This window comes from Methylobacterium sp. Ger2507 (assembly GCF_055231875.1).
Map to the genome: position 1 here is coordinate 4,346,437 of NZ_JBUYVC010000001.1, position 24,718 is coordinate 4,371,154.

23 protein-coding genes are annotated in these 24,718 nt (G+C 67.2%); 14 read left to right on the top strand and 9 right to left on the bottom strand.

Features of this window, described 5'->3' with window-relative positions; all coding sequences use genetic code 11:
- Positions 1–7: 7 nt before the first annotated feature.
- Together ACV7NL_RS20160 and ACV7NL_RS20165 are read left to right on the top strand one after the other, a co-directional pair.
- Positions 8–1,156 (top strand): ATP-binding response regulator, encoded by a 1,149-nt coding sequence (locus ACV7NL_RS20160; RefSeq protein ID WP_463356668.1) that lies wholly within the window; start codon positions 8–10, stop codon positions 1,154–1,156.
- Positions 1,147–2,862: a sensor histidine kinase gene (locus tag ACV7NL_RS20165; RefSeq protein WP_056452886.1), complete on the top strand. Its 1,716-nt coding sequence runs from the start codon at positions 1,147–1,149 to the stop codon at positions 2,860–2,862. Before ACV7NL_RS20160 ends, ACV7NL_RS20165 begins: the two co-directional genes overlap by 10 nt.
- A gap of 487 nt (positions 2,863–3,349) precedes the next feature.
- Here the strand turns inward: ACV7NL_RS20165 and ACV7NL_RS20170 are convergent, their stop codons facing one another.
- Complete coding sequence (locus tag ACV7NL_RS20170) at positions 3,350–3,733, bottom strand: winged helix-turn-helix transcriptional regulator (RefSeq protein ID WP_463357176.1); 384 nt, start codon at positions 3,731–3,733, stop codon at positions 3,350–3,352.
- A gap of 104 nt (positions 3,734–3,837) precedes the next feature.
- On the opposite strand from ACV7NL_RS20170, the gene ACV7NL_RS20175 reads away from it, so the two are divergent.
- The gene (locus ACV7NL_RS20175; RefSeq protein ID WP_463356669.1) at positions 3,838–4,572 is read left to right on the top strand and encodes an NADPH-dependent F420 reductase; all 735 of its coding nucleotides are present in this window, start codon (positions 3,838–3,840) and stop codon (positions 4,570–4,572) included.
- 361 nt (positions 4,573–4,933) lie between these two features.
- On the opposite strand, the gene ACV7NL_RS20180 is transcribed toward ACV7NL_RS20175, so the two are convergent.
- The gene (locus ACV7NL_RS20180) at positions 4,934–6,925 is read right to left on the bottom strand and encodes a hybrid sensor histidine kinase/response regulator (RefSeq protein WP_463356670.1); all 1,992 of its coding nucleotides are present in this window, start codon (positions 6,923–6,925) and stop codon (positions 4,934–4,936) included.
- Positions 6,926–6,935: 10 nt separating this feature from the next.
- On the bottom strand, positions 6,936–7,622 hold the full coding sequence (locus tag ACV7NL_RS20185) for an alpha/beta fold hydrolase (protein WP_463356671.1): 687 nt from the start codon (positions 7,620–7,622) through the stop codon (positions 6,936–6,938).
- A 570-nt stretch (positions 7,623–8,192) separates the two neighbouring features.
- On the opposite strand from ACV7NL_RS20185, the gene ACV7NL_RS20190 reads away from it, so the two are divergent.
- The 7 genes from ACV7NL_RS20190 (at position 8,193) to ACV7NL_RS20220 (ending at position 14,653) form a co-directional block, all read left to right on the top strand.
- A complete protein-coding gene (locus ACV7NL_RS20190) occupies positions 8,193–8,972 on the top strand; it encodes a DUF4394 domain-containing protein (protein ID WP_463356672.1) in 780 nt (259 codons plus the stop codon).
- Between the two features lie 60 nt (positions 8,973–9,032).
- Positions 9,033–9,572, top strand: coding sequence for a sigma-70 family RNA polymerase sigma factor (locus ACV7NL_RS20195; RefSeq protein WP_463356673.1), 540 nt, complete (start codon positions 9,033–9,035; stop codon positions 9,570–9,572).
- A complete protein-coding gene (locus ACV7NL_RS20200) occupies positions 9,569–10,336 on the top strand; it encodes an anti-sigma factor (protein WP_463356674.1) in 768 nt (255 codons plus the stop codon). The genes ACV7NL_RS20195 and ACV7NL_RS20200 overlap by 4 nt, the downstream gene beginning before the upstream one ends.
- 513 nt (positions 10,337–10,849) lie before the next feature.
- Positions 10,850–11,560 (top strand): TIGR04282 family arsenosugar biosynthesis glycosyltransferase, encoded by a 711-nt coding sequence (locus ACV7NL_RS20205; RefSeq protein ID WP_463356675.1) that lies wholly within the window; start codon positions 10,850–10,852, stop codon positions 11,558–11,560.
- Positions 11,557–12,864, top strand: coding sequence for a glycosyltransferase 87 family protein (locus ACV7NL_RS20210; protein WP_463356676.1), 1,308 nt, complete (start codon positions 11,557–11,559; stop codon positions 12,862–12,864). The genes ACV7NL_RS20205 and ACV7NL_RS20210 overlap by 4 nt, the downstream gene beginning before the upstream one ends.
- Positions 12,861–13,934, top strand: coding sequence for a radical SAM protein (locus ACV7NL_RS20215; RefSeq protein WP_463356677.1), 1,074 nt, complete (start codon positions 12,861–12,863; stop codon positions 13,932–13,934). Before ACV7NL_RS20210 ends, ACV7NL_RS20215 begins: the two co-directional genes overlap by 4 nt.
- Positions 13,931–14,653, top strand: a complete 723-nt coding sequence (locus tag ACV7NL_RS20220) for a glycosyltransferase family 2 protein (protein ID WP_463356678.1) — start codon at positions 13,931–13,933, stop codon at positions 14,651–14,653. Before ACV7NL_RS20215 ends, ACV7NL_RS20220 begins: the two co-directional genes overlap by 4 nt.
- Before the next feature lie 34 nt (positions 14,654–14,687).
- On the opposite strand, the gene ACV7NL_RS20225 is transcribed toward ACV7NL_RS20220, so the two are convergent.
- The 5 genes from ACV7NL_RS20225 to ACV7NL_RS20245 form a co-directional block, all read right to left on the bottom strand.
- Positions 14,688–15,350 (bottom strand): DoxX family protein, encoded by a 663-nt coding sequence (locus ACV7NL_RS20225; protein ID WP_463356679.1) that lies wholly within the window; start codon positions 15,348–15,350, stop codon positions 14,688–14,690.
- Between the two features lie 31 nt (positions 15,351–15,381).
- Positions 15,382–16,938, bottom strand: coding sequence for a PhnE/PtxC family ABC transporter permease (locus tag ACV7NL_RS20230; protein WP_447703195.1), 1,557 nt, complete (start codon positions 16,936–16,938; stop codon positions 15,382–15,384).
- Positions 16,935–17,615, bottom strand: a complete 681-nt coding sequence (locus ACV7NL_RS20235) for an ATP-binding cassette domain-containing protein (RefSeq protein ID WP_055950203.1) — start codon at positions 17,613–17,615, stop codon at positions 16,935–16,937. Before ACV7NL_RS20235 ends, ACV7NL_RS20230 begins: the two co-directional genes overlap by 4 nt.
- A 17-nt stretch (positions 17,616–17,632) precedes the next feature.
- A complete protein-coding gene (locus tag ACV7NL_RS20240; protein WP_463356680.1) occupies positions 17,633–18,520 on the bottom strand; it encodes a putative selenate ABC transporter substrate-binding protein in 888 nt (295 codons plus the stop codon).
- A 143-nt stretch (positions 18,521–18,663) separates the two neighbouring features.
- Positions 18,664–19,506 carry a class I SAM-dependent methyltransferase gene (locus ACV7NL_RS20245; RefSeq protein ID WP_463356681.1) on the bottom strand — a complete coding sequence of 281 codons (843 nt, stop codon included), beginning with the start codon at positions 19,504–19,506 and terminating at the stop codon, positions 18,664–18,666.
- Between the two features lie 94 nt (positions 19,507–19,600).
- Here ACV7NL_RS20245 and ACV7NL_RS20250 point away from each other — a divergent pair, with 94 nt between their 5' ends.
- The 4 genes from ACV7NL_RS20250 (at position 19,601) to ACV7NL_RS20265 (ending at position 23,390) form a co-directional block, all read left to right on the top strand.
- Positions 19,601–20,662, top strand: coding sequence for a radical SAM protein (locus ACV7NL_RS20250; protein ID WP_463356682.1), 1,062 nt, complete (start codon positions 19,601–19,603; stop codon positions 20,660–20,662).
- Positions 20,655–21,458 carry an HAD family hydrolase gene (locus ACV7NL_RS20255; protein ID WP_463356683.1) on the top strand — a complete coding sequence of 268 codons (804 nt, stop codon included), beginning with the start codon at positions 20,655–20,657 and terminating at the stop codon, positions 21,456–21,458. Before ACV7NL_RS20250 ends, ACV7NL_RS20255 begins: the two co-directional genes overlap by 8 nt.
- 69 nt (positions 21,459–21,527) lie before the next feature.
- Positions 21,528–22,577, top strand: a complete 1,050-nt coding sequence (gene selD / locus ACV7NL_RS20260) for a selenide, water dikinase SelD (protein WP_463356684.1) — start codon at positions 21,528–21,530, stop codon at positions 22,575–22,577.
- A 3-nt stretch (positions 22,578–22,580) separates the two neighbouring features.
- Complete coding sequence (locus ACV7NL_RS20265) at positions 22,581–23,390, top strand: nucleoside phosphorylase (RefSeq protein WP_463356685.1); 810 nt, start codon at positions 22,581–22,583, stop codon at positions 23,388–23,390.
- Here ACV7NL_RS20265 and senA read toward each other — a convergent pair.
- Positions 23,387–24,691 (bottom strand): selenoneine synthase SenA, encoded by a 1,305-nt coding sequence (gene senA, locus ACV7NL_RS20270; protein ID WP_463356686.1) that lies wholly within the window; start codon positions 24,689–24,691, stop codon positions 23,387–23,389. The genes ACV7NL_RS20265 and senA overlap by 4 nt on opposite strands.
- Positions 24,692–24,718: the final 27 nt, after the last annotated feature.

Genomic DNA, 24,718 nt, shown 5'->3' on the forward strand with positions numbered 1-24,718 from the left:
CAGACACGTGGAATCCCCCACCCGCATCCTGCTGATCGACGACGACGCCGTCGACCGGACGTCCGTGCGCCGCGCCCTGAAGAAGTCGGGTTTGAAGCACTACCTGACCGAGGCGCCCGACGGCACGACCGGGCTGCGGCTGGCGCGGGAGGGCGCGTTCGATTGCATCCTGCTCGACTACCGCCTGCCGGACGTCGACACCTTCGACCTCCTCGCCTCGCTCCTCGCCCTCCCGGGCGAGGGTCACGCCGTGCTGATGCTGACCGGCGAGGCGGACGAGGACCTGGCATTCCGGCTGATGCGGGCCGGCGCCCTCGACTACCTCGCCAAGGCGGAGGCGACGCCGTCGAGCCTGGCTCGGGCGATCCGGTACGCTGAGGCGCGCCGCGGCTTCCAGGCGAAGCTCGACGAGGCTCGGCGCGAGGCCGAGGCGAAGTCGCTGGAGCTCGATACCCTCAACCGGCAGAAGACCCTGCTGTTCTCGATCATCGCCCACGACCTGCGCAACCCGTTCCAGTCGCTGCTCGGCCTGTCGGAGGTCCTGGGGAAGGCGGTGGCGACGCGCGACCACGCCTCCATCGAGCGTCGTGCCAAGGGCATCAACGACGCCGCCACGCAAGCCTACGCCCTGCTGGAGAGCCTGTTCTCCTGGGCGAGCCTGCAGATGGACACGATGGCGGTGACGATTACCGACGTCGCCCTCGGCACGGTGGGGGCGGAAGTGATGCAGGGCGCCGCCGAGGCGGCTGCCGACAAGGGTCTGACCCTGTCCATCGACTGCCAGGGGACCACGGTCCGCGCGCAGCGGGACATGCTGGCTACTGTCCTGCGCAACCTCGTGAGCAACGCGGTCAAGTTCACCCTGCCGGGCGGCACCATCACGGTCGCCGGCCAGCGGACCGGGAGCGGCATTGAGATCACGGTCTCTGATACCGGTGTCGGCATGCCCGCCGGAAAGGTGGCCGACCTGTTCCGGCTCGACCGGCGCAGCACGACGAACGGGACGGCGGGCGAGCGCGGGAGCGGGTTGGGGCTCCTGCTGTGCCGCGACCTCGTGGAGCGCCAAGGCGGCGAATTGACCGTCGTGAGTTCTCCCGACCAGGGCACCACCTTCCGCTTCACCCTTCCGGAAGCGGCCGGCGCCCCATGTCCCTGACGACCCGCATCCTGCTCCTCGTGCTGCTTGCCCTCGCGCCCGCATTGGCGATCCAGGGCTACAACGAGCACGCCTTGCGCACCTCGCGCGACGAGGTCGTGCGCGCCGATACGATGGCGACGGCCCGGACCGTCGCCGAGGACCTTTCGCAGGTCGCGGAGTCGGCCCGCCAAGCCCTCAACTTCCTGGCTCAGGACCCGGCGGTCCGGGCGATGGAGCCCTCGGGCTGCACCGAGTACCTCCGCCGGGCCGTGCGCGACAATCCGCAATTCGCGGTGTTCGCGCTGACCCGGTCGGACGGGACCGTCGTGTGCAACAGCCTCGGGTCCGCGCCCGGCTCCTACGCCGTACCCGACCGGGTCTACCAGCGTCGCGCCGTCGCCGAGGGCACGTTCGTGATGGGGACCTATGCTCGCGGCAACGCCTCCCGCAGGGACTCGCTGCACTTCGCCCAAGCGCTGCCCGACGCGGAGGGGCGCACGGTCGGCGTGCTCGCCGTCGCCGTCGACCTCGGGTGGCTCGACGGTTACCTCAGGCGCAACCTGAGACTTCCCAGCACGTCCGTGACGGTGGCGGACCAGGACGGCATCATCCTGGTTCGCTATCCCGACGGGACTGGTTGGGTCGGAAAACCGGTGCCGCCGGATCGACAGCGCATCGTGATGAGTCGTGGCGAGGGTGTCCGCGTCGACTTCGGCATCGACGGACGCGAACGCATCCTCGCCAATGCCAAGCCCGGCGGCGCGGCGTCTTCGGCCTGGGTGACGGTCGGCCGCGACCGGCAGATTGCCTTCGCGGACGTGGACGCCGCCACCCGCAGGGGCGTGGTGCTGATCGCGCTGGGTGCGGTTCTGGCCGTCGCCGCCGCGTTCCTGGCGGGGCGCGCCTTCATCCGGCGCCCCTTCGACCGCCTGCTCCGGACGGCATCGAAATGGCAGGCCGGAGACCTCGCCGCCCGGACCGGGTTGGACGGCGCCGACGAGTTCGGCCGCCTCGGCAGCAAGCTCGACGCGATGGCCGGAAGCCTTCAACGCAACGAGGCCGACCTTCGCGACGAGGTCCGCAACGGTCGCGCGATGCAGGAGCGTCAGGTGACGATGCTGCACGAGTTGAACCATCGCGTGAAGAACACCCTCGCCACGGTCCAGGCCCTGGCACGGCAATCGACGCGCGGCGGCGAGGCGCCAGGCGAGCGGCTTGAGGCGCGCATCCTCGCCCTGTCGAAGACCCACGACCTCCTGACGCGGGACGACTGGTCGGGCGCCCCCTTGCGGGCGGTGTTGGAGAACGAGCTCGGTCCCTACCGGGGTGGCGACGCGACCTTCGTCGTGGACGGACCCGATGTGGACCTGCCGCCGCGCCACGTCCTCTCCCTCGGGATGACGTTGCACGAGCTCGTCACCAACGCCGCCAAGCACGGAGCCCTCTCGGTGCCGGACGGCGAGATCCGCGTGACCTGGCGCGTGGTCAGGACCGAAGGCGATGCGAGGCGATTGCGGCTGGACTGGGTTGAGGACGGGGGTCCGGCGTCGCCGCCGCCAACGAGGCGCGGTTTCGGCACCCGGCTCATCGCGGTGAGCATCGAGCGGGAGCTCGACGGAAAGCTCGCCCTCGACTTCGCGTCCGAAGGCTTGCGCTGCTCCGTCGACGTGCCGCTCCCGGCCCCGACGGTGGCCACTATGAGCCCGTTCACTCCGCTGCAGTAGGGTCGCGCGTGCGAGACGCCCGTGGCGCTCAGAGCAGGCCCATGGCGAGCCTATGCAGGAGGTCGTCGAGCCACGCCTTCTGATGGTTCCCCCTCAACGCCAGGCCGGGACGATGTCCGATGTCGGCCAGGAGCCCCCCAAGGCTCATGAGTAATCCCGCTTCCAGGGTGTTGTAACCACCGGGCCTTCTCTGGTCTGACCGCCCTCGAAGTAGAGACCTTCGGGATGATCGGACGTCAAGGTTCGTTGAAGGCGCGAGGCTGCCTTGCGCCGCTCTCAAAGCCAGCGTCAGCTTTTCTATCTTTTAAATCCTAAACCGGACGGGCAGAAATCCACCCAACCCGGCCGTAGAGGAGACCGGCCGGTCTCGACCCATGCCAGCCGTACCGACAGCCATCGGCGCTTCTCGGAAGCGGCCTTTCGATGGCCGTCCCCCACCTCGGCTGGGGATGGAAAGCAGACTCTGGCTTTGAGCCAGAAGACGCTCCTATTCAGCCAAGTCGGGCTCGGTGAGCTCGGATTTCACTGGTCCCTGCTCCAATGCCCAGTTGACCAATGCTTTAATCGAGGGGCCAAGCGCGTATCCTTTGTCGGTCAGCGTATACTCCACCTTCGGTGGAACCTGGGGATAGACAGTCCGCGTCAAGATGCCTTCCTTCTCCAATTCCTTGAGCTGTTGGATCAGCATCTTTTGGTTCACGCCCTCGATGCGCCGCTCAAGCTCTGAGAAACGCACTGGTGCTCTCGCTGCGAAGAGTTGGACGATGATTGCGATCTTCCACTTCCCTTCAAGCACCCGGAGCGTCTCTCTCGTTGCCGCTGCCCAGATGAGTTGCTGCTTAGGATCCTGATTCTGGCAGTCACGGTCCATGAGCTTACCTTTCGGTGGGTACCAAACTTTTTGGTGGGTTCTTGTGATCCATCCAGCAATCGATATTTCTGACGGCGAGGCAACCCTCATGATCGGAGTATCTAATGAAAATCGGCATCATCGGCGCAGGAAATATCGGGGCAACTCTGGCTCAGATCTTGGAAAAGGCCGGCCATGACGTGAAGCTGGCCAACTCGAAGGGACCAGAAACACTAAAGGAGATCGTTGACGGTACGACGATCGCTGCGGTAACCCGAGACAATGCCGTCAAAGATGTCGATGTGATCATCCTTTCCGTGCCGTTTGCTCGAAATCCAGAACTCGCGCCGGTGCTCGCTGATGTTCCGGAGAGAGTTATTATCGTCGACACGTCCAACTACTACCCGATGCGCGACGGAATGATCAAAGAAGTGAACGAAGGAAAGCTGGAAACCGTCTGGAGCAGCGAGCAAGTCGGGCGGCCTCTTGTAAAAGCCTGGAACGCACTTCTGTCCTTTACTCTCACCGAAGCTGGATCGGAAAGTGGCTCTGTTTCCAGACTGGCCATACCGATCGCTGGAGATCATGCGGCTGCCAAATCCGTCGTATCGCGCCTTGTCGATGAAACGGGCTTCGATGTGGTGGACGCAGGCCCTATATCCGAGTCCTGGCGTTTCCAGCCAGGAACACCCGCCTATTGCACGGAACTCGATGCTACTGGCGTGAAGAGCGCACTTTCTACTGCTGATAAGGCCCGCTCGTCCCGCAACCTTGAGCTCATAACGCAGGCGTTCATTGATGGGAGCTTGAAGCTCGAACGTGAAGCGATGGTCACCTTCAATCGCAAAATATCAGTCTGAATATAAACCACGGAGATTCAGCCCGAGCATCAGCATCGCGCAAGAGCATTGGACAGAGTTTTCGCTTGCTCTTACGCATGGTTTGTTCGGCCTTTGAAATCTAGAAAGTACCACAAGCATCTCGGCTTCGAATTCGACGACCTGTTGGAGATTCCAGAGAAGATCGACTCCTAATCCGACATGTCGGAAATCTGCCGGAGCGGACTCGCCAAAGGTCTTCTAAGGGTCGCGAGCGGTCTCAGCGGCTATGTCCGCTTCCTTGCATCCGCTCTCCGTAAGCGGATCAGGTGAAATCCACCCAACCCAGTCGTAGAGCAGACTGGCCAGTCTTACCGAGAGGGTCGAGGTGCCCTGACTCTCTCTAGCGCTGTCCCTCGATCATCGAGCGGATGCGTGCAGCCATGGTCTCGATTGGGAACGGCTTAGTCATCACCGCCATGCCCGGGGCAAGGTGGCCATTTCCGAGGATCGCGTTCTCGGCATAGCCGGTGACGAACAGCACTTTGAGGTCCGGGCGGGACACGCGGGCTGCATCGGCCATCTGCCGTCCGTTCATGCCGCCGGGCAGGCCGACGTCCGTGACCAGCAGATCAATGCGCACGTTCGATTGCAGCACCTTGAGGCCGACCGCGCTATCACCGGCTTCGATCGCCGTGTAGCCCAGGTCCTCCAGGATGTCGGTGACGAGTATCCGTACGGACGGTTCGTCATCGACCACCAGCACCGTCTCGCCCTGCTCGGAACGAGGTAAAACAGCGAGCTTGGCGGTCGGATCGTCGATATCAACCTCGCCGTAGTGGCGCGGCAGATAAATGCACACCGTGCTTCCTTCGCCGACCTCGGAGTAGATCCGCACCTGCCCGCCGGATTGCTGGGCGAACCCATAGATCATCGACAGGCCGAGCCCCGTGCCCTCGCCGATGGGCTTGGTCGTGAAGAACGGCTCGAACACGCGCGCAATCACGTCCTTGCTCATGCCGATGCCGGTGTCGGTCACGCACAGCGACAGGTACTGCCCCTCGGGCATGTCAAGCTTGCGGGAGGCGCGCTCGTCGAGCCACCCGTTGGCCGTCTCGACGGTGATGCGCCCGCCAGTCGGCATCGCGTCGCGGGCGTTGATGCACAGGTTGAGCAGCGCGTTTTCAAGCTGTGGGGGATCGACGAGGGCGGGCCAGAGGCCGGCCGCACCGACCACTTCGACCGAGATGCCCGGTCCGACCGTGCGCTGGACCAGCTCGTGCATGCCGGCAACGAGCCGGTTCACGTCCGTGGGTTTGGGGTCGAGCGTCTGGCGGCGGGAGAACGCCAGCAGGCGGTGCGTCAGGGCGGCAGCGCGCTTCGAGCAACCCTGGGCTACCGCCATGTAGCGCTCGACATCGTTGAACCGGCCCTGCTGCAGGCGGTTCTGCATCATCTCCAGCGACCCCGAGATGCCCGCAAGCAAATTGTTGAAGTCGTGCGCGAGGCCTCCGGTCAGTTGGCCCACCGCTTCCATCTTCTGCGACTGGCGCAGGGCGTCGGCCTGCTCCCGTTCGAGCGTGATGTCCCGACCCGAGGCATAGATACGATGATCTTCGAACGCTGCCGTCCAGGCGAACCAGCGATACGAGCCATCCTTGTGCCGGAAGCGGGATTCGTGTGGGACCGCTAAAGGCCTCGTCAGGACCTGCATCAACGCGGCTTGCGCCGCATCAAGGTCGCCCGGGTGGGTTCGCTCCACGAATGAGGCGCCGACGAGTTCCTCCTCCCGCCAGCCGAGAAGCTCGTTCCAGGTTGGGTTCACGCTCTCGAAGGTCCCGTCCGGAAGCGCAACGACGAGCAGTTCCTGCGACAGGCGCCAAGCCCGGTCGCGCTGCGCTGTCCGCTCAGCGATCCGAGCCTCAAGCGTCAGGTTAAGGTCCTGCAGCGCAGCCGAGGCCTGATCTGCCATGCGCCGGGCGTCCAGCAGATCGCGCTCGTAGCGCCTTCGGTCGGAGGCGTTGAACACCGTGATCCGGATGAACCGGAGCTCGCCGGCTTCGTCCCGACGGACCACCGCGTTGACCAGGACCGGCAGCGCCGTCCCGTCCGCGCGCACGAGGTCGAGGGCGACCTCGTTGAAGAAGCCTTGCATCCGCAGCAGCGGTGCGAAGTGGGTCTCGTAGTAGATCTTGCCGGCGATGTTCAGGAGGTCGAGGAAGCGACGCCCGACCAGTTGCTCGGCCGAGTAGCCCGTCCAGGTCGCGAGCGTCCGGTTGACCCTAGACAGGCGTCCGTTCGGCAGGGCCGAGGCGTAACCACAGGGCGCGTTCTCGAACAGGTCTTCAAGGTCGTCGGCTGCTTGAGCCGGAGCGATAGGCGTCACCTCCTCCACGTCATCGGCCTCAAAGGAAGGCCTTGATGGCCGCGACAGTCGCCTCCGGCGCGCTCAGGTTGGGGCAATGCCCGCTCGCGTCGAGCAGGACGAGTTCGCTGCCCGGCAGGTTGCGGTGCACGTACTCGCCGACTTCCCGGGGGGCGATCACGTCCTCCGAGCATTGGAGGACCAGGCAGCGCGCCGTGACGCCCTGCAGGTCGGCCCGGTTGTCTGCCAGGAAGGTCGTCCGGGCGAAGCGCTTGGCGATCTCCGGGTCGGTGCGGCAGAAACTGTTGGTGAGCTCCTCTCCGAGTTCCGGGCGGTCCGCGTTGCCCATGATGGTCGGTGCCATGGCCTGCGACCACCCCATGTGGTTGCTGTCGAGGAATTCGAGGAGCTCGTCGATCTGCGGTCGGGTAAAGCCACCGACGTAGTCGCCGTCGTCGACGTACCGAGGAGAGGGACAGACGAGGACCAGGCTCGCGAACAGCTCGGGTGCTTTCTTCGAGGCGAGGATGCCGACCATGGCGCTCACCGAGTGGCCGACGAAGATGCCGCGCTCCACGCCGAGGGCGCGGGAGAGCTCTACGACGTCATCGGCATAGCCTTCGAGCGAGGCGTATTTGGCCGGGTCATAGGCTGAGAGGTCCGAGCCGCCTGCGCCGACATGGTCGAACAGGATTGTGCGGTAGCGGTCCTCAAAGGCAGGTGCCACTCACCGCCACATGTTCTGATCGCACCCGAAGCCATGGGCGAGAACCATGGCGGTGTCACCCGACCCAGTCTGTTTGGTGTTGTGGCGCTCGATGACCGACAAACCTCGTCCCCCCCCTGCCCTTCTATCATCTAGCAGTTTTGAACCAGGGGTCGATTGGCTCAGTGACGCTACGCGTCATCGTGAAGAGTTGCTCAACCCTAGGTTATAGGCATGCTGCAGTACAAACCACCCCGACCCTTTCCTGCCCGTTTGGGCTACGAGGTTCCGATGCACCCAACATCCTGCAAGCAGGCGTTTCTTGCCTAAGCAAAGGGTCGTGACCGGTCTCCACGGCTATGTCCCCTTCGATGTATCGGGCGTCCGGAAGCAGACGGGCAGAAAGCCATCCAACCAAGTCGTAGAGCAGACCAGCGGGTCTCGACCCAATTACGTCGTAGCCGACACTTGGAGTGGCTCTTGAAAGCGGACGGTCGCTTGAGGGCGAAAAAACCTGACATCCGCTGCATCTGATCCTCCGGCTCATGGCTAGCGCTGTCGATGCCGCCTTCGCGGCAGATGGAGAACGCCATGCGACTGAGCCTCATCGCCGTTACCCTGCTGGCCGGCACCGGCCTTGGAACCGCCGCGCGTGCCGAGACCGTCGCGGCCCTCGTCGGCGATGCCACGCTGGCGCATGTCGACACGGCCGCGAAGACGGTCACGAAGACGGTGACGATCACCGGGATCGGCGGCAGCGTCCTCGGCATCGACGTGCGGCCGGCCGACGGCATGCTCTACGCCGTGATCTCGGATGGCAGCGTCGTCACGATCGATCCGATGTCCGGCAAGGCTACGGCCAAGTCGAAGCTCGACACGATGCTGGCCGCCGGCACCGCGGCAACGGTCGACTTCAATCCCGTCGCCGACCGCCTGCGCATTATTGGTTCGGACGGCACCAACCTTCGCGCCAATGTCGATGACGGCAAGGTGACGAAGGACGGCCAGCTCAAGTTCGCTGAGACCGACACCATGAAGGGCAAGACCCCGAAGGTGACGGCTGGCGCCTACACCAATGCCTTCAAGGGCACGAAGGAGACGGCCCTGTTCGACATCGACGCTGCCGGCGCGCTGCTGAAGCAGGCTCCGCCGAATGACGGGATCCTGAACACCGTCGGCATGCTCGGCATGTCGGGCGAGGCCGTGGCCTTCGACATCCTGTCCGATGGCCAGGGCGGGAATCAGGCCTGGGCCATGGCCGGCGACACGCTCTACAAGGTAGACCTCGCGACCGGGAAGGGCGAGATGGCCGCCAAGATCACCGGCGTGTCCGGTAAGGTCCGTGACATCGCCATTCTCCCCAAGATGTAGCATCGCTCCGCCACTACGGGACCGGCCCGGCGGCCGGTCCTTCCAATCGCCGGGAAGGTCATGGAGCCGTTCGATCACGCCTCCGAGCTGGAAGGCTGCGCCCGTGGGGATCCGGCGTCGCTGCGGCGTCTCTACGACCATGAGGCCGGGTTCCTGCTCGCCGTCGCGCTCAGGATCGTGCGGCGGCGTGATGTTGCGGCCGATGTCCTGCACGATGCCATGATGGACATCTGGGAGCGCGCCGGCACCTTCGACCGCAGCCGCGGCGCGGGCCGTGCCTGGATCACCAGCATCGTGCGGCACCGCGCGCTCAAACACGTCCGGGTCGTCGGCCGTGAGACGGACCTCGACGCGGCCGCGGCGACAGAGATCGCGGACGACGCGCCCGATCCGTTCGCCATCCTGGCGACATCGCAGGACGGGAGACGCCTCCAGGGTTGCCTCGCGCAGCTTGGCGCAGACAGGCGGGCGGTGATCCTGCTCGCCTATGTCGATGGACTGTCGCAGTCCGAGATCGCCGAGAGATTGGGGACACCGCTTGGGACCGTGAAGGCATGGGTCCGCCGCAGCCTCATCGCCTTGAAGGATTGCCTGTCATGATCCCGAGTCAGCCGGAAGACCGCGACGTCCTGGCGGGCGAATACGTCCTCGGCCTGCTCGACCCGGCAGCCACGGCGGAGGTCGAGCGGGCCCTCGGTTCGGATGCGGATCTGGCCCGCCGCATCGCCTTCTGGGAAGAGCGGCTGCTGCCGGCCTCCGCGGCCGTCGGGAAGGCCGATGTCGATCCGGCGCAATGGGCGCGGATCGAGCAGGCCCTCGCGACGCGCCGGCAGGCGCTCGGCTCGACCGCAGCGCCCGCCCTCACACGGCCGCGAGGCGGGATGTTGAGGGCGGCGTGGCGGAGCCCTGCGCTGTGGCGGGCCACCACGGGGCTCGCCACGGCCGCCGCGATCCTTCTGGCGATCCTGCCGAGCCGCGTCCCGGCGCCGGCCGAGAGCCCGACGCGGTTCTACGCGATCCTGCAGAGTCGCGACGCCTCCGGGCAGGAGAGCGGACCGGGATGGCTCATCCAGGTTGCCGAGAACGGCACCGTGCGGTCCCTGCCGCTGGCTGACGTGCGGCCGGGAAGCGGGCGCGCGTTGCAGCTCTGGACCCTGTGGGATCAGGCGCGCGGTCCGGTCTCCCTCGGCGTGCTGCCTCCCGGCGGAGCGATCCGTCTGCCGCCGGAGCGGCTGGAAGCCATCGGCGACGGGCAGCTTTTTGAGATCACGCTGGAGCCCGAGGAGGGCTCGCCCATCGGTCGCCCGACGGGCCGGATCCTGTTCATCGGCCGCGCGAAAGGGGCGGCAACGCAGGCCCTATAACGGGGCGATCGCAGTGCTCGAAGGACTTCAGTCGTGTTCGAGACGCGCTGCGACAACTCTGGGCCGTCGTTTCCGTCACATTCCGATCAGAAGCGAACCATCGCAAAGTCACCCGATCCGATCCTAGGGCGGACGGCCCCGTCCCGACCCAAACCAGTCGTTGTCGGTTCTTCTAAAATGGTTCCAGAGCAGACAGTTTCAGGCGTTGGGAGACCGAGAATAAAAACTCGCTTCGACTGCTCTGTAAGAAGCGAGCCGCGGAGTTTCAAGCGTGCCGGCTAACGTGGCGGAGGTGCGTTAAAATTAGCAGAGCAGGTACCCACCCCGAAGTTCCAACGATTGATCGCTGTCTGTCACCCCGCGTCAGGCTTACGACAGATAAAAGCCGTTGGACCTGACTTTGTGATTTGGCTTCCTGCAACGGATGCCGTCTGTTTTCGCCCGGCACGCAGCGTACCAGATCTAACGCGCTCGAATGACGTCGGTGCGGAGATGGGTGGGAGTCAAGGACGCATGAGCGCAGCGCTTGGGATCATGTGCAAGGCCCCGCATCCTGGCCGAACCAAGACACGGCTCGCCGCCTTTCTCGGGGCGGAGCGCGCGGCCCGCCTCTCCGGATGCTTCCTCAAGGATGTCGCCCAGGCTGTACTCGCAGTCCCGGACGCCTTGGGAAGCCAGGGTTATGGGGTCTACGCGCCGGCCGGAAGCGAGGCGGAGCTTGAGGAGATCCTACCGCCTTCCTTTCGGCTCCTCCTCCAGGACGGCAATGATTTTGGACTCGTCCTCGGCTCGGCAGTGCAGCGGCTGCTGGGCGAGGCAGGCCATGACTGCGTCGTGCTGATCAATTCCGATTCCCCGACCTTGCCAGTGGCGCTCCTCACGACCGCGATCACGGCTCTGCGGCGACCGGGTGACTTGGTCGTGCTCGGGCCCGCAATCGATGGAGGCTACACCTTGATCGGGCTGAAGCGCGATCACCCCGAACTCTTCGCCGAAATCCCTTGGAGCACGGGCGAGGTACTGCGCCTGACTCTGGAACGGGCTGCCGGGATCGCCCTCGCGGTCGAGATGCTGCCGCTCTGGTACGACATCGACGACCTGGAGACGTTCCGGGTACTGCAGGCGGAGGTCGCCGGAACGCCGCCGGCCTTTGCACCGCCTGGCCTCATCGGTGGACCGGCCAAAGAGACCCGCGCGATGCTGGCGGAATGGCCGGAGGCATGATCGCAGTCGCGGGGCCTAACCGGCGCCTCGTCCTCCTCGGCCTCGTCGGGACCGTGCTGGTCGGCCTCGGGATGCCGGTGCTCCAGGGCCTCGGCGACAACGCCTTCCTCCTGCTCGTCGTTGCCGGCGGGGTGATCGCGGCTCTGGGCGCACGCCTCGAGGGCATCGAGGGGCGCCGGGCGCTCGTCGTCATCGTCGGCACCGGCCTCGCAATGCGGATGCTCGCGCTGCCCGCGCCTCCGATCCTGTCCACGGACGTCTTCCGCTACGTCTGGGACGGGCTCGTGCAGGGCGCAGGCATCAACCCCTATCGCTACGTTCCGGCCGATCCGGCGCTCGCAGCCCTACGCCCGGCGGCGGTCTATCAGTTCATCAACCGCGCCGATTACGCGGTGACCATCTATCCTCCAGTGGCGCAGGCGTTCTTCTTTCTGGTCACCCGCCTGTCGGAGAGCCCCCTCGCGATCAAGCTCGCGCTCGTGGCCTGCGAGGGGGCGACCTTGCTGGCGCTCATCGGCCTGCTGCGCCTCACCGGACAGCCGCCGACGCGGGTGGCGGCCTATGCTTGGCACCCGCTGCCGGTCTGGGAGATCGCCGGCCAGGGCCATGTCGACGGGCTGATGATCGCCCTGATGATGCTCGGCCTCTGGCTCGCCCTCATCGTCGGACGGCGCTACGGGGGCGCGGGCGCCGTCGTGCTGGCGGCCCTTGTCAAGCCCTTCGCCCTCATCGCCCTGCCGGGCCTGTGGCGGCCGTGGGACTGGCGCATGATTGCGCTCGTGCCCGTCGTCGTCGCGGCGGCCTATTTGCCCTACCTGTCCGTCGGACGCGGCGTGCTCGGCTTCCTCGCCACAGGCTACGTTCAGGAGGAAGGTCTGGCCTCTGGCTGGGGCTTCACTCTGCTGCGGCTCTGGCGTTTTTCCGCGGGTGAATGGCCGCACGACACCGGGATCTATCTCGGCCTCTGCCTTGCAATCCTGGCGGCCCTGGCCCTGAGAACCGGTTTCCGAAGGGACCGCACACCAGAGCGGAGCCTGCGCGACATCAATCTTTCGATCGTGATGTTACTATTCCTGCTCTCGCCCGAATTCCCCTGGTATCTGTTGATGGCGGTGCCGTTCTTGAGCATCGCCGCGACGCTTCCAGGCTGGGCTCTGACGGTGGGAGGCTTTGTGCTCTACGATGTCGTTCCCGGCGATCCGCAGCTCTCTTACGACGACCGCTCGGCGATCCTCGCCGCCCTGGTCTTGGCCGCCGCTCTGGCGCAGGCGGCCTTCACGCGACGATCGGGAACCTACCGATGACAAGCGGCACTGCCACATCCCACCCGGCTGTCGACCCGCGCCGCTACCACGAGGCGGCGCCGAAGTCGGTAGAAGCCTTCGTCGAACGACCGCCAGTCTGCCTCTACCTGGAGGTGACGAACCGCTGCAACCTGCTCTGCACCACATGCCCGCGCACCTATGTCGAGCTTGAACCACCGGCCGACATGAGCTGGGAGCTGTTCACGCGCATCGTGGACCAGGTGCCGGATCTCAGCCGGGCCGTGCTGCACGGGGTCGGCGAGCCAATGCTGGTCAAAGACCTGCCCCGGATGGTCCGCTACCTCAAGGATCGCGGCACCTACGTCCTGTTCAACACCAACGGCACGGTGCTGTCGGAGAAGAACGGCCGCGCCCTGATCGAGGCAGGGCTCGACGAGCTCCGCGTCTCGCTCGATGCGTCAACGCGGGCGTCCTACATCACGGTGCGCGGTAAGGACTACTTCGAGCGGATCCTGAAGAACGTCCGGGCCTTTCGGGCCATGCAGGAGCGCGAGGGTCACGCCAAGCCTCGGGTCTCGGCTTGGCTCACCGGCCTCAAGGAGACCCTGCCCGAGCTTCCCGCCTTCGTGCGTGTGGCGGCCGAGACCGGCGTGAAGGAGGTTTACCTGCAGCGCCTCGTCTATTTCGAGGAGGATGCCATCGGCATGGCGCGGCCCGACCAGGCACTCTACGAGCGCATGGAGGCGGATGAGGCTCACTACCTCGCGGAGGCCGAGGCGGTGGCCGCCGAGCTTGGACTCACCTTCTCGGCCTCGGGCGCGGCGAGCGAGCCCGGCATGAGCCTGAAGCGCGACGACGACGGGTCGCCCTGGTCGCTCTGCCGGCGACCCTGGAACGTGATGTACTTCACCGCGAATGGCCGGGCGCTTCCGTGCTGCATCGCTCCGTTCTCGCAGCGCGGCTACGAGAACTACACGCTGGGCGACGCCACGCAGGACAGCCTGCGGGCGATCTGGAACGGCGTCGCCTACACTGATTTCCGCGCGGCGCTGCTCTCCGACACGCCGCCGCAGGCCTGCGGCAATTGCGGGCTGCGCTGGAGCCTATGAGCGCTACCTCCTTCGTCACTGCGATCGTGCCCTGCCTCGACGAGGAGACGGCGATCGTGGGCGTCGTCGCCGGGCTGCTGGCGTATGGGGCCGACGCGGTCATCGTCGTCGATGGCGGCTCGCGGGACACGACCGCCGCGCGTGCCTCGAGCGCCGGCGCGCGGGTCCTCGTGGAGCCGCGCCGCGGCTACGGCCGGGCGATCCAGGCGGGCATCGCTGCGATGGCGCCGGAGACCCGCATCGTCCTGTTCGTCGACGGAGACGGCAGCGACCGACTCGACCGCGTCCCGGACCTGCTCGAGCCGATCCGCACGGGCCGCGCCGATTTCGTGCACGGCTCCCGAGTCCGCGGTGCGCGCGAGCCGGGCGCCATGAGCCCGCAGCAGATCGTGGCCGGACACCTCGCCGGGTGGCTGCTGCGCCTGACCTACGGCGCCCGCTTCACCGACATGTCCCCGTTCCGCGCCATCCGTCGCGACGCCCTGGCGCGCCTCGGCATGCGCGACGAGACCTACGGTTGGAACCTCGAGATGCTGATGCGGGTCGCCGCGGCGCGCCTGCGCTGCGAGGAGATCGCGGTCGGGCAGCGGCCTCGGCAGGGCGGCGCCTCCAAGGTCTCCGGCGACTGGCGCGTCGGACTGCGCGCCGCCTGGATCATCGGCACGACCTTCCTGCGCCTCTCACGCGGACTCGCCGGCGAAAGACGTCCCCGCGAATAACTTGTGCAAGGGACGCCCCGCCGGGTGAGCGCTCTCAGGTAGCGAAGCGCACGAAGCGCGCCGTCCAGCCCGTGGTCAGGCCCGGCGGAAAGCGGCGGCGCAGATCCGCATCGAGGCCGAGGCTGCGACCGGCGCCGAAGACGCTGAACAGGCCCATGAGACCGGCCAGGAAGACGTAGGTCCATGGCCATTCCTGCGGGTGCAGGTACAGGCCGAGCCAGAGCTGCGCCACGAACATCACGCCGATGGCGCCGGTGATCCGCACGCCGAGACCGAGGAGCAGGGAGGCCGCGAAGGTGAGTTCGGTGAGGAAGACGAAGATGTCGAGGATGTAGAAGTTCGGTGTTGGAAGAAGGACGTTCTTGACCAGATCGCGATGGATCTGGAAGGCGGCGTTCGTCACCTCCTCGCCGGTCCAGAAATACAAGCCGTTCTCGGTGGAGAAGAACGGCAGCTTCCAGAGCATGCCCTGGAACCACATGGCTCCGACCAGGGCACGCAGCACCCACATCGTGAGATCGCGTCCAGAGCGCTGTGTCGGATCCTCGATCCATTCGCGCAGCGCGATGAGGACGCTGGCCATGACCAGCAGCGCGAAGCCGGCGACCACGAGCCAGCGCCCGAGGCCGAGGCCGAGCTGGTCGCTCTGCTGTCCGAGGAAGAAGGCCCACGTGTCGGTGAAGGGGTCGGTTCGCATGAGCCTGATCCTGGATTGGGGGGCGTGTCCGTCAGGAGCAGACCGGACGGAGCGGTCCGGCCGAAGCACCATTCACGGGCTCCGAGAGGCGGGTTGGCAGTTCGGCGAGGCGCAAGGACCGGCGCAGCGCCCGGGATAGGGCATCCACCACGGCCGTCAGCAGGGCGGTGGCGACGATCAGCATCACGGCGACGTCGAGGCGCAACTCGGATATCGCGGCGTCGACATAGAAGCCGAGCGTCGCCACCCCGAGGATGCCGAAGATCGCGCTCTCGCGCAGGATCAGCTCCCACCGGTAGAGCAGGTAGGCCAGGAACTGCCCGTAGAGCCGGGGCACCGTCTCGTAGGCGTAGAGATCCAGGCCGGACGGCGCGTCCACCCGGTAGGGCAGGCCGTCGGCGTGACGGCCCATCAGGTAGCCGACGATGCCGGCATTGTGGATCGTCAGCGCCAGGATCGCCGGCAGCATCGACGGGCCGAGCAACTGGAGCAGTACGTAGGCCAGCATGTATTCCGGCGTCGAGCGAACGACTACCAAGAGGACGCGCCCGAAGGGCTGGCCGATCGACCCGGCGAACCGGCGCGAGACCAGGGGGAACAGGAGCAGCGCACCGATGGCAGTGGCCACCAGCGCCACCTGCGCGAGGACCAGGGTCTGGAACGCGCCGGGCAGGATCTGCTGCGTGAGGATGGGCCGAAACCAGGCTCCCATCCGTGCCCAGGTCTCGGGATCGAGGAGGGCGCCGGAGCGAAGCGGGCTCGGGACAATGTCGTGGCTCACGAACCGTCCGAGGCTGGCGAGCCAGTTCGTCGTGCCGATGGTCTTCGGAAGCGCAAGGACGCTGGCGACAAGAAGGACGGGCAGAGTCGAGAGCCGCATCCAGAGGCGGCGCGAGCCGATCAGGGCATAGAAAACGAGGAGCAGGGCCCCGGCCTCGGCGTAGCGGCCCTGGCGAAAGGCGGATTCGAGGTAAAAGCCCATTGTCGGAAGGCCGATGAAGCCGAGCACCAGGGTCGAGCGCATGGCGCATTCGAAGCGGTATAGCGTGTAGTGCCGGAAGGCCACCGCAACGTCCGGCAGGCGGCCATAGGCGAAGGCGGAGAGCGCCCCGGTTCCCTCGGGCAGCACCCGCAGGGCCGAGAGGTCCGCCTCCTCGATGATCTCGGAATAGACCTTGGCGCAGATGCCCGCATAGGGCAGCGCGATGGCGAGGATGCCGGTGGTGGCCGAGAGGCCGAACACCTGCATGAGCAGCAGGGCCCAGAACAGTTCGTGCACCGAGCGCAAACCCGCGCAGAGCAGGCGCACGCTGCGGAACCGCGCGAAGGGAATCGCCAGGACGAAGCCGGCACCAGCCCCCAGCGTCACCCCCAGGATGGCGAATGCGATGGTGTAGACGACGCTCCAAACTTCGACAGAGCGGAGGTCGGGATGAATCAGGCCGCCAAGCAGGCGCTGGAGATCGGCCCAGGGGTGGAGGCTGGTAACGGCGAGATCGGCGGCGAGCAGCGCCGCCACCGCGCCTCCGACGAACCAGCGGGTCACCGCCGCGTAGCCCCAGCCGGGGATCGACCGAAGGGCGTTCACGCGGCCTGCCCGTAGAACGGCACGAGGGCCGATTCGTCGAGGTGGCGGGCGGGTGCATCGAGCACGATCCGCCCGGCATCGAGGACCACGATCCGGTCCGTATGCGCGAGCGCCAGAGCGATGTCGTGAAGCGCCAGCACCAGGGTGCGGTGGCGCGCGGCGAGCCGCTCGAGGACGAGGCCGCCCTGAAGACGGTCGAGGGCCGAGACGGGTTCGTCGCCGATCAGGATCGGGCGCCCGTTATAGAGCGCGCGCGCTACCGAGACGCGCTGCTGCTGGCCGCCCGACAAAGCGCCGGCCTTGGCCCGAAGCTCGTCCGCGAGCCCGACCTCGCCCAGCACCGCGCGGATTTCAGCAAGGTCGGCGCGGCCCGGGAAGGCCAGGGTGCGCAGGTTGTGCAGGGTCGAGCGCCGATCGAGCCGGCCCATGTAGACGTTGTGGAAGACCGACAGCGTTCGGACTAGCGCCGCCGCCTGCGGGATCAGGGCGACGCGGGCGCGCGCCTGGGCGTGGATCAGGCCGAGGAGGGTGGACTTGCCGGCGCCGGAGCGCCCCATCAGTGCGACCCGCTCGCCTGAGCGGATGGTCAGGTCCACGCCGTGCAGCACCGGCCTGCCATCATAGGCCGCCCGGGCACCCGAGAGCACGATCTCCGCTTCGGGCTCGGTGAGGGACACGGCGGCGCGCTCTCGGCTCAGTCCAGCAGGCCCGTGGATTTCGCCACGCGCTCCACCGGCTCGTAGGCGGCATTGGTCACGGGGATGAACTTGGATCGCGCGAAGGGGGCGAGGATGGCCGGATCGGTGATGCCGATCAGGGCCGCCTTAAGCTTGTCTGTGAAGCCGGCGCCGTAGATCGCGTCGACGTCGCCGCGCACGGTCCACTGGTAGTCGGGAAAGGGCGGGCTCTCCCAGATTATGCTGACCTCCTTCGGGTCGACCCTGCCGGCCTTCGTGTCGAGGTCCCAGACCGAGTAATCGACTGCGCCGACCTCGAAGGCGCCAGACTGGACGAGTTGGATCGTGCGGCTGTGGTCGCCGGAGAAACCAACACGGGGGAACACCTCCTCGGGCGTCTTGCCGGGGAACGCCTGGCGGATGAAGTATTCCGGCATCAGCCGGCCCGAGGTCGAGGCCCGAGAACCGAAGGTGAAGGTCTTGCCCGCGATCTCCCTCGGGAAATCCGCCGACTTCGTCAGGCCGGTCTTGGTGTTGGCGATGAGGTAGGTCTTGAAGGCGGCGTCCTCGGCGCCCTGCGCGATGGCTTGCGCCCCGGGCGAAGCCTTGCGGGCCTGCACCCCGGTGAAGCCGCCGAACCAGGCGAGCTGGACCTGGCCGTTGGTGAAGGCCGTCACCGCCGCCGGATAGTTCTTCACGGGGATGTAGGTCACGGGCACGCCGAGCTTGCCCTCGAGATAGGTCGCGACCTTGCCGAAGCGCTCGACGAGGCGGCTCTCGTCCTGGTCGGGAATGCCGGTGAAGATGAAGGCCGGCTTGGCGCGCTCCTGCGCTCCTGCCGTGCCGGACACGAGCAGGTATCCCAGGCCCAGTAGCAGCGACCCGCTCAACGTCCGTCTCAGCATCGACCGTCCCCCGACTCTCATGCGGCATTGTACGATGCCACGCGGGCACCGATGTCCAATCAATTGACGGCTATTGCGGGCGCGACGGTACGAAGCCCGACGAACCCTGTTGATGAATCTCTTCGCGCCGAGCGGTCGCCGGGTTACAGGCCCGGTGTCCGGTACTGATCCGGCGCCCGGCCGAGGGCTAGGAAGGCCACGGCCCGAAGGGCGACCGGCCCGTCGCCCTGGTCCCGCCGCAGATCCTCCGCGAAGCGAGCTAGCACCACTTCCCGGTCGCGGCCCTGCGCATCGAGCATCGCGGCGAGGCCGGGGGCGAAGGCGAGGTGCTCTGCGAGCCACGCTGCGGACCTGGCACGCAGATCCGCCTCGATGCGAACGATGCGATCGAGGGGCACCTCCGCCGCACCGAAGAGGGCCCGAAGGGTTGCCTCTTCGCGGAAGCGCAACTGGGCCGGGCCCTCCGCGGGCGGCGCCTGGGTGCCGCGAACCGCCGTCACCGCCGCGATCAGCCGGCTCACCAGTTCGTAGTTCTGCGGCTCGGTCCAGGTCACCACCGCGAGCGGGCCACCCGGGCGCACCACGCGGCCCATTTCGCGGAGGGCGCGAACCGGATCGGGGCAGAGGATGATCCCGAAGACTGACAGGGCCGCGTCACAGGCGCCATCGGCCAGCGCAAGGGCCTGCGCGTCCATCGCGGCCGCCCGCACCGGCTTTGCGCCGTCCCGGGCCCGCGCCCGGATGCGCGCGACCATGCCCTCGGCCGCGTCGATGGCGATGACGCGCGCGCCGCGGGACGCCGCCATCAGGGCGGCGCCGCCGGTTCCGGCGCCGACATCGAGGCAGAGTCCGCCGGGCGCGAGGTCGAGGGCCTTTAGGGCGGCGTCGGCGAAGGCGTTGGTGAGGGGCTCAAATGCGGCCTCGTAGGCCTCGGCGAACGGGCTCCAGCGCGCGGGCTGCTGATCTTGCTGAAGATGTGATGTCACCGGGACGCTCCTCCGTGCGAAGGGTACCGTAACGTCCCGCGGCACGACACCGGTCATCCCGGATCGCCGGTCAGGATTAGACAGGAGAATATTCATGGCTCCGATGTCCTCGACGCCCGCCTTCCCGCCGGCGCTCCAAGCCGGCCCGGCCCCATCCTTCTCCCTCGGGATCGGACTAACCAACGAATGTAACCTCGCCTGCAGCTTCTGTTATCGCGATCCGGACCGGCTAGACCGGCTCGGTCCCGATCAGGTCCGCGCCGTGCTCGACAGCCTGCCGGTTCGGTCGGTCAATCTCGGCACCGGCGAGAACGGGATGCATCCCCAGTTCGGGCTGCTCCTCGACTTACTGCGGGCTGAGCCGATCAAGCTCACGATCACCTCGAACGGGCACTCGATCGCGGTCATCAACGACGACGCGGTACGGGCCTTCGCCGATGTCGAGTTCTCGATCGACTATCCCACCCGCGAGGAGCAGGACGCGCAGCGCGGTGCGGGTAACTGGGACCTCGTGATGGCGCAGGCCGCGCGCTGTCGGGCGCTCGGCGTCGGCGTCACCTTCATCGCGGTGATGATGCGCACCAACTTCGATCGCTTGCATGAGATCGCCGCGATCGCCCGGGGCTTCGATGCGCCCCTGCGCATCAACGTCTACCAAGCGGTGCGCACCGACGCCTTCGCACTCACCTACGAGGAATACTGGAGCGGGTTCGCGCGGCTGTTCTCCGAGACCGACGTTATCGCCATTGGCGAACCCCTGGTCCGGGCGATGGCCGGCCTGCCGGCGCGCAAGGGCGGCTGTGGCGTCGGCACCGTCCGGGTGACTCCGCGGGCCACGGTGCAGCCCTGCGTGTATTGGGGCGGCACCGGCCAGAGCCTCGAAACACTGCGCGAGACGGGCAGCGGCATCGTCGAGACGGCCCCCTTCGCGGCCGCCCGCGCCCTACCCGAGCCTTGCCGGGGCTGCGCACACGAAGATTCCTGCCACGGCGGCTGCGCCGGGCGCCGCCGCCTTATGGAGCGCCTCGATCAGGTCGACCCCTATTGCCCAATCGTGCGCGGCGAATCCCAGCCGCTCGCGATCAGCATGGCGCCTGCCCGCGAACTCCCGAAACTCGAGAGCGCCTGCACCACGATCGTTCAAGCGCGTGGCTGACGCGGTCGAAACCATCGTGGGCCTGGGCCGGATCGAGGGTCTCTACGCGGTCGTGCTGTGTGACGTGTTCGGCGTGCTTCACGATGCAACCGAGATCCGTCCCGCCGCCGTCGCCGCGCTCCGGACTTTCCGTGCGGGCGGCGGGACCGTGGTGCTCGTCTCGAATTCCGCCGAACCGGGCCCCCGGCTCGCCGAGACGCTTCGGTCACGCGGCGTGGCTCCCGAATACGACGCGCTCGTCACCGCTGCCGACATTGCCCGCATCCTCCTGGACGAGCAGGCATCGGAGCGGGTCCACCACATCGGCCCGGCGCGCGACCGCGTCCTATTCGACGGCACCGGCGTTACCCTGACCAGGGTCGAGGCCGCCGACCTGATCGTGTGCACCGGCTATCCAGATCGAGACGACGATCTCGACGTGGTCCTGGCCCGCGCGCTCCGCCTCGGTCATCTCCTGCTCTGTACCAACCCGGACACGAGCCTGATGGTGGGTACGACGCATCTGCGCTTTGCCGGCCTCGTGGCGGAGCGCTACCGCACCCTCGGCGGCACCGTCATCGAGACGGGCAAGCCCGGCGCTCTGATCTACCAACAGGCTTTGGAGCGGGCTGCCGATCTTCGAGAGCGGCCGGTCGTACCCGAGCGGGTGCTCGGCATCGGCGACACCTGGGCCATCGACGTAGTCGGTGCGCTGCAAGCCGGGCTCAGCGCACTTCACATCGACCGCGCCGAAGCACAGTCGCGCCCGCCGGACTGCTTGGGCCGCCTGTACCGGATGCCTTCTCTTGTCTGGTAGGCCCGCTCTTGTCTGTTAGGACACCCCAGACCATCAAGTGTCAAAAGCCCGCTGCCACAGGATTCAGCCATGGACATGCCTCCGGTTCGCCTCACCAGCCTCGCTCACGGCGGAGGATGCGGATGCAAGCTCGACCCCGAAGTGCTTCGCACGCTCCTCGCCGACCAGCCGGTGGCCGGCCCGTTCGAGCGCCTGCTCGTCGGCAACGAGACCGCCGATGATGCAGCCGTCTGGGCTCTCGATGACGGGACCTGCCTTATCGCCACCACGGACTTCTTCACGCCGATGGTGGACGATCCACACGATTTCGGCCGGATCGCCGCCACCAACGCGATCTCCGACGTCTACGCCATGGGCGGCAAGCCGATTCTGGCGCTCGCCATCCTGGGCATGCCGGTGGGCAAGATCGCGCCCGAGATTGTCGCCAAGATCCTGAAGGGCGGCGCCGCGACCTGCGCCGAGGCGGGCATTCCTATCGCGGGTGGCCATTCGATCGACACGCCGGAGCCGATCTACGGCTTGGCGGTGATTGGCCTCGCCGACCGCGCCCGCATCCGGCGCAACGCGGACGCGAAGGCCGGGGACGTCGCCATTCTGACGAAGCCCCTCGGCGTTGGCATCTATTCCGCTGCGATTAAGCGCGAGGCCCTAGACGATTCCGGCTACGCCGACTTCGTCGCCACCACGACACGGCTGAATAAGGTCGGGGCGGATCTGGCGGGTGACGCGGACGTGCACGCAATCACCGACATCACCGGCTTCGGCCTCCTCGGCCACGGGCTCGAACTCGCGCGCGGTGCCGGCCTGACCTTCGTCATCGAGGGCGGCGCGATCCCGCTCCTGCCCCGCGCCGAAGCGCTGGCGCGGGACGGGTTCGTCACCGGCGCCTCGCATCGCAACTGGGCGAGCTTCGGCGACCACGTCACCCTGCCCGAGGATCTGCCGGACTGGCGCCGCCACATCCTGACCGACCCGCAGACGTCCGGTGGTCTGCTCGTGACCTGCACGCCCGCACGGGCGGAGATGATCCTCGCCCAGGTCCGGGCCGCGGGCTTCGCGCATGCCGCGATCGTCGGACGGTTCGAAGCCGGGCCCGCTGGGATCCGGGTCGAGGCCTGAGGCGTGGCGGTACCTCCGAGCGACGTCAAATCCGCCCCGATCCTGCGCGACAAGGCGCACGGGGCGGCCTCGGAGTTCACGCCCGAGAGCCTGCTGCGCGAGGCCAGGCGCCAGCGTGGTCTCGGGGAAGGCCGGGTGCCCGCCCTCTGCGTGCTCGACCCGGACGGTGACATCGTCCGCCACCTACAGGCCACGGGAGGTGCGCAGCGCGACCCGGACTGGGCCTGCTATCACAGCGAGTTGCACCGCTTCGTGGCTGATGGACGCGAATTCGGCATCATCGGCTGTGCGGTCGGTGCACCCTACGCGGTGCTGGTGGCCGAGCAGATGTTCGCCGCAGGATGCGAGCTCCTGATCAGCATCACCTCATCCGGCCAGATCACGCCGTTGCGGTCACCACCCTACTTCATTCTTATTGAAGCGGCCCTGCGTGACGAGGGCACGAGCTACCATTACCTCCCGGCCTCCGAGTTCGCACAGCCACCCGCTGAACTCGTCGCAACGCTGGCCCCGGCCCTGACGGACGTCGGCGAGCCGGTGGAACGCGGCACGACCTGGACGACTGATGCACCTTACCGGGAGACGCAGGCAGCCATCGCAGCGGCCCGCGAGCGGGGCATTCTTGCCGTCGAGATGGAGGCCGCGGCGCTCTACGCCTTCGCGCAGGCTCGTGGACGAGCGGTGCTGTGCTTCGCCCACGTTACCAATCAGATGGGTCAAGCCGGCGATTTCGAGAAGGGCGAGGCCAACGGTGCAACGGCGGCGCTCCGCCTCGTCGCGGCCGTCGCGAACGCGTGGTTCGCCGCACGCTAGAGTGCCACCGTTCGAAAGCCCGCGATCACGTCGCGACGCTCAGGGCCGAAAAAGTTGCGATAGGCGGTGTCGACCATGCGCGAGCGCGTGACCCAGGCGCCGCCGCGCAGGACCTTGCGGGTGCCGAAGGCGGGCTCGGAATACTCTTTGTAGGCGTCCGGCGCGAAGCCAGGGAAGGGCAGGAACGGGCTCGCCGTCCATTCCCAGACGTTGCCGAGCATCTGCCGGCAGCCCCAGGCGCTGTCGCCCGCGGGATATGCGGCGACATCGACGCAGCCGAGATGACCGCCGTCGAGATTGGCGAGGTCCGGTGCCGGTGCCGCCTCGCCCCAGGGATAAGCACGCTTTCCCGCTCCGAGCGTCCCGTCGCTGGCCGGTGCTCCGGCGGCGGCGGCTTCCCACTCCGCCTCCGTTGGCAGGCGTCGCCCCGCCCAACGGCAATAGGCGTTGGCCTCGTGCCAGTTGACGTGAACGACCGGCTCGTCGGGGGCGAGGGGCTCCTCGCGGTCGAAGCGTCGGATCATCCAATCCCTCGCGCCGTCCCGCGTCCAGTAGACCGGATGCGCGGCTCCGTAGTCGTCGCGCCAGCGCACGCCCTCCACGTCCCAATGGGCGTCCTCATGGTAGCCGCCATCCGCCACGAAGGATGAGAATTCTGCGTTCGTCACCGGAGCGCGGGCGATGCGAAACGGCGCCACGGCGACCGGATGCGCCCATTTCTCGTTATCGAAAACGAAGCCGCCCCCGGGCTCGGATCCGAGCCGCCAGGTGCCTCCACCGACGGTGACGTCGCCGGGCCAGGAGCCGGAGCCAGTGTGCTCTACCGAGGCTGACGCGGCGAAGATCGGCGCCGGGTAACCGAGGGTCTGGCGTGTGTAGGTGAAGGCCTCGTCGTGCATGTCCTCGTGGAAGGTCACGAGTTGATAGAGCTCGGCCTCCTCGGGCGTGGGCGCGCGTCCGTCGAGCCGGCGCACCAGCGCTTCCTGGACCTGCATCATGTAGCCCAGCGTCTCGGGCAGCGGCATTAGCGGGATTGACCAGCGCGTCCCATGGGGCACCCGCGCGGAATCGTAGAGCGCATCGGCTTCCGCGTTCAGCGGTGGATGCCCGTCGAGGCCGCGCAGGATGAACTGTTCGTGAAACCAGGCGAGATGCCCGATTTCCCACAGGAGGGGGTTCACGATATCGAGCCGCGGCCCCATGAGACGGTCACGGTCGAGACCCGCCACGAGTTCAAGCGTTCTCGACCGGGCATCCTCCAGCATCGCCACGAGACCGGCGGCCGTAACTTGTGCGCTCATCAAACGTCCCGGAATCCTGTCGAATCC

Coding starts and splice junctions, on each gene's coding strand:
- ACV7NL_RS20165 (WP_056452886.1), top strand. CDS start 1,147: ATGTCCCTGACGACCCGCATCCTGCTCCTCGTGCTGCTTGCCCTCGCG.
- ACV7NL_RS20170 (WP_463357176.1), bottom strand. CDS start 3,733: ATGGACCGTGACTGCCAGAATCAGGATCCTAAGCAGCAACTCATCTGG.
- ACV7NL_RS20175 (WP_463356669.1), top strand. CDS start 3,838: ATGAAAATCGGCATCATCGGCGCAGGAAATATCGGGGCAACTCTGGCT.
- ACV7NL_RS20190 (WP_463356672.1), top strand. CDS start 8,193: ATGCGACTGAGCCTCATCGCCGTTACCCTGCTGGCCGGCACCGGCCTT.
- ACV7NL_RS20195 (WP_463356673.1), top strand. CDS start 9,033: ATGGAGCCGTTCGATCACGCCTCCGAGCTGGAAGGCTGCGCCCGTGGG.
- ACV7NL_RS20200 (WP_463356674.1), top strand. CDS start 9,569: ATGATCCCGAGTCAGCCGGAAGACCGCGACGTCCTGGCGGGCGAATAC.
- ACV7NL_RS20205 (WP_463356675.1), top strand. CDS start 10,850: ATGAGCGCAGCGCTTGGGATCATGTGCAAGGCCCCGCATCCTGGCCGA.
- ACV7NL_RS20210 (WP_463356676.1), top strand. CDS start 11,557: ATGATCGCAGTCGCGGGGCCTAACCGGCGCCTCGTCCTCCTCGGCCTC.
- ACV7NL_RS20215 (WP_463356677.1), top strand. CDS start 12,861: ATGACAAGCGGCACTGCCACATCCCACCCGGCTGTCGACCCGCGCCGC.
- ACV7NL_RS20220 (WP_463356678.1), top strand. CDS start 13,931: ATGAGCGCTACCTCCTTCGTCACTGCGATCGTGCCCTGCCTCGACGAG.
- ACV7NL_RS20225 (WP_463356679.1), bottom strand. CDS start 15,350: ATGCGAACCGACCCCTTCACCGACACGTGGGCCTTCTTCCTCGGACAG.
- ACV7NL_RS20240 (WP_463356680.1), bottom strand. CDS start 18,520: ATGCTGAGACGGACGTTGAGCGGGTCGCTGCTACTGGGCCTGGGATAC.
- ACV7NL_RS20250 (WP_463356682.1), top strand. CDS start 19,601: ATGGCTCCGATGTCCTCGACGCCCGCCTTCCCGCCGGCGCTCCAAGCC.
- selD (WP_463356684.1), top strand. CDS start 21,528: ATGGACATGCCTCCGGTTCGCCTCACCAGCCTCGCTCACGGCGGAGGA.
- senA (WP_463356686.1), bottom strand. CDS start 24,691: ATGAGCGCACAAGTTACGGCCGCCGGTCTCGTGGCGATGCTGGAGGAT.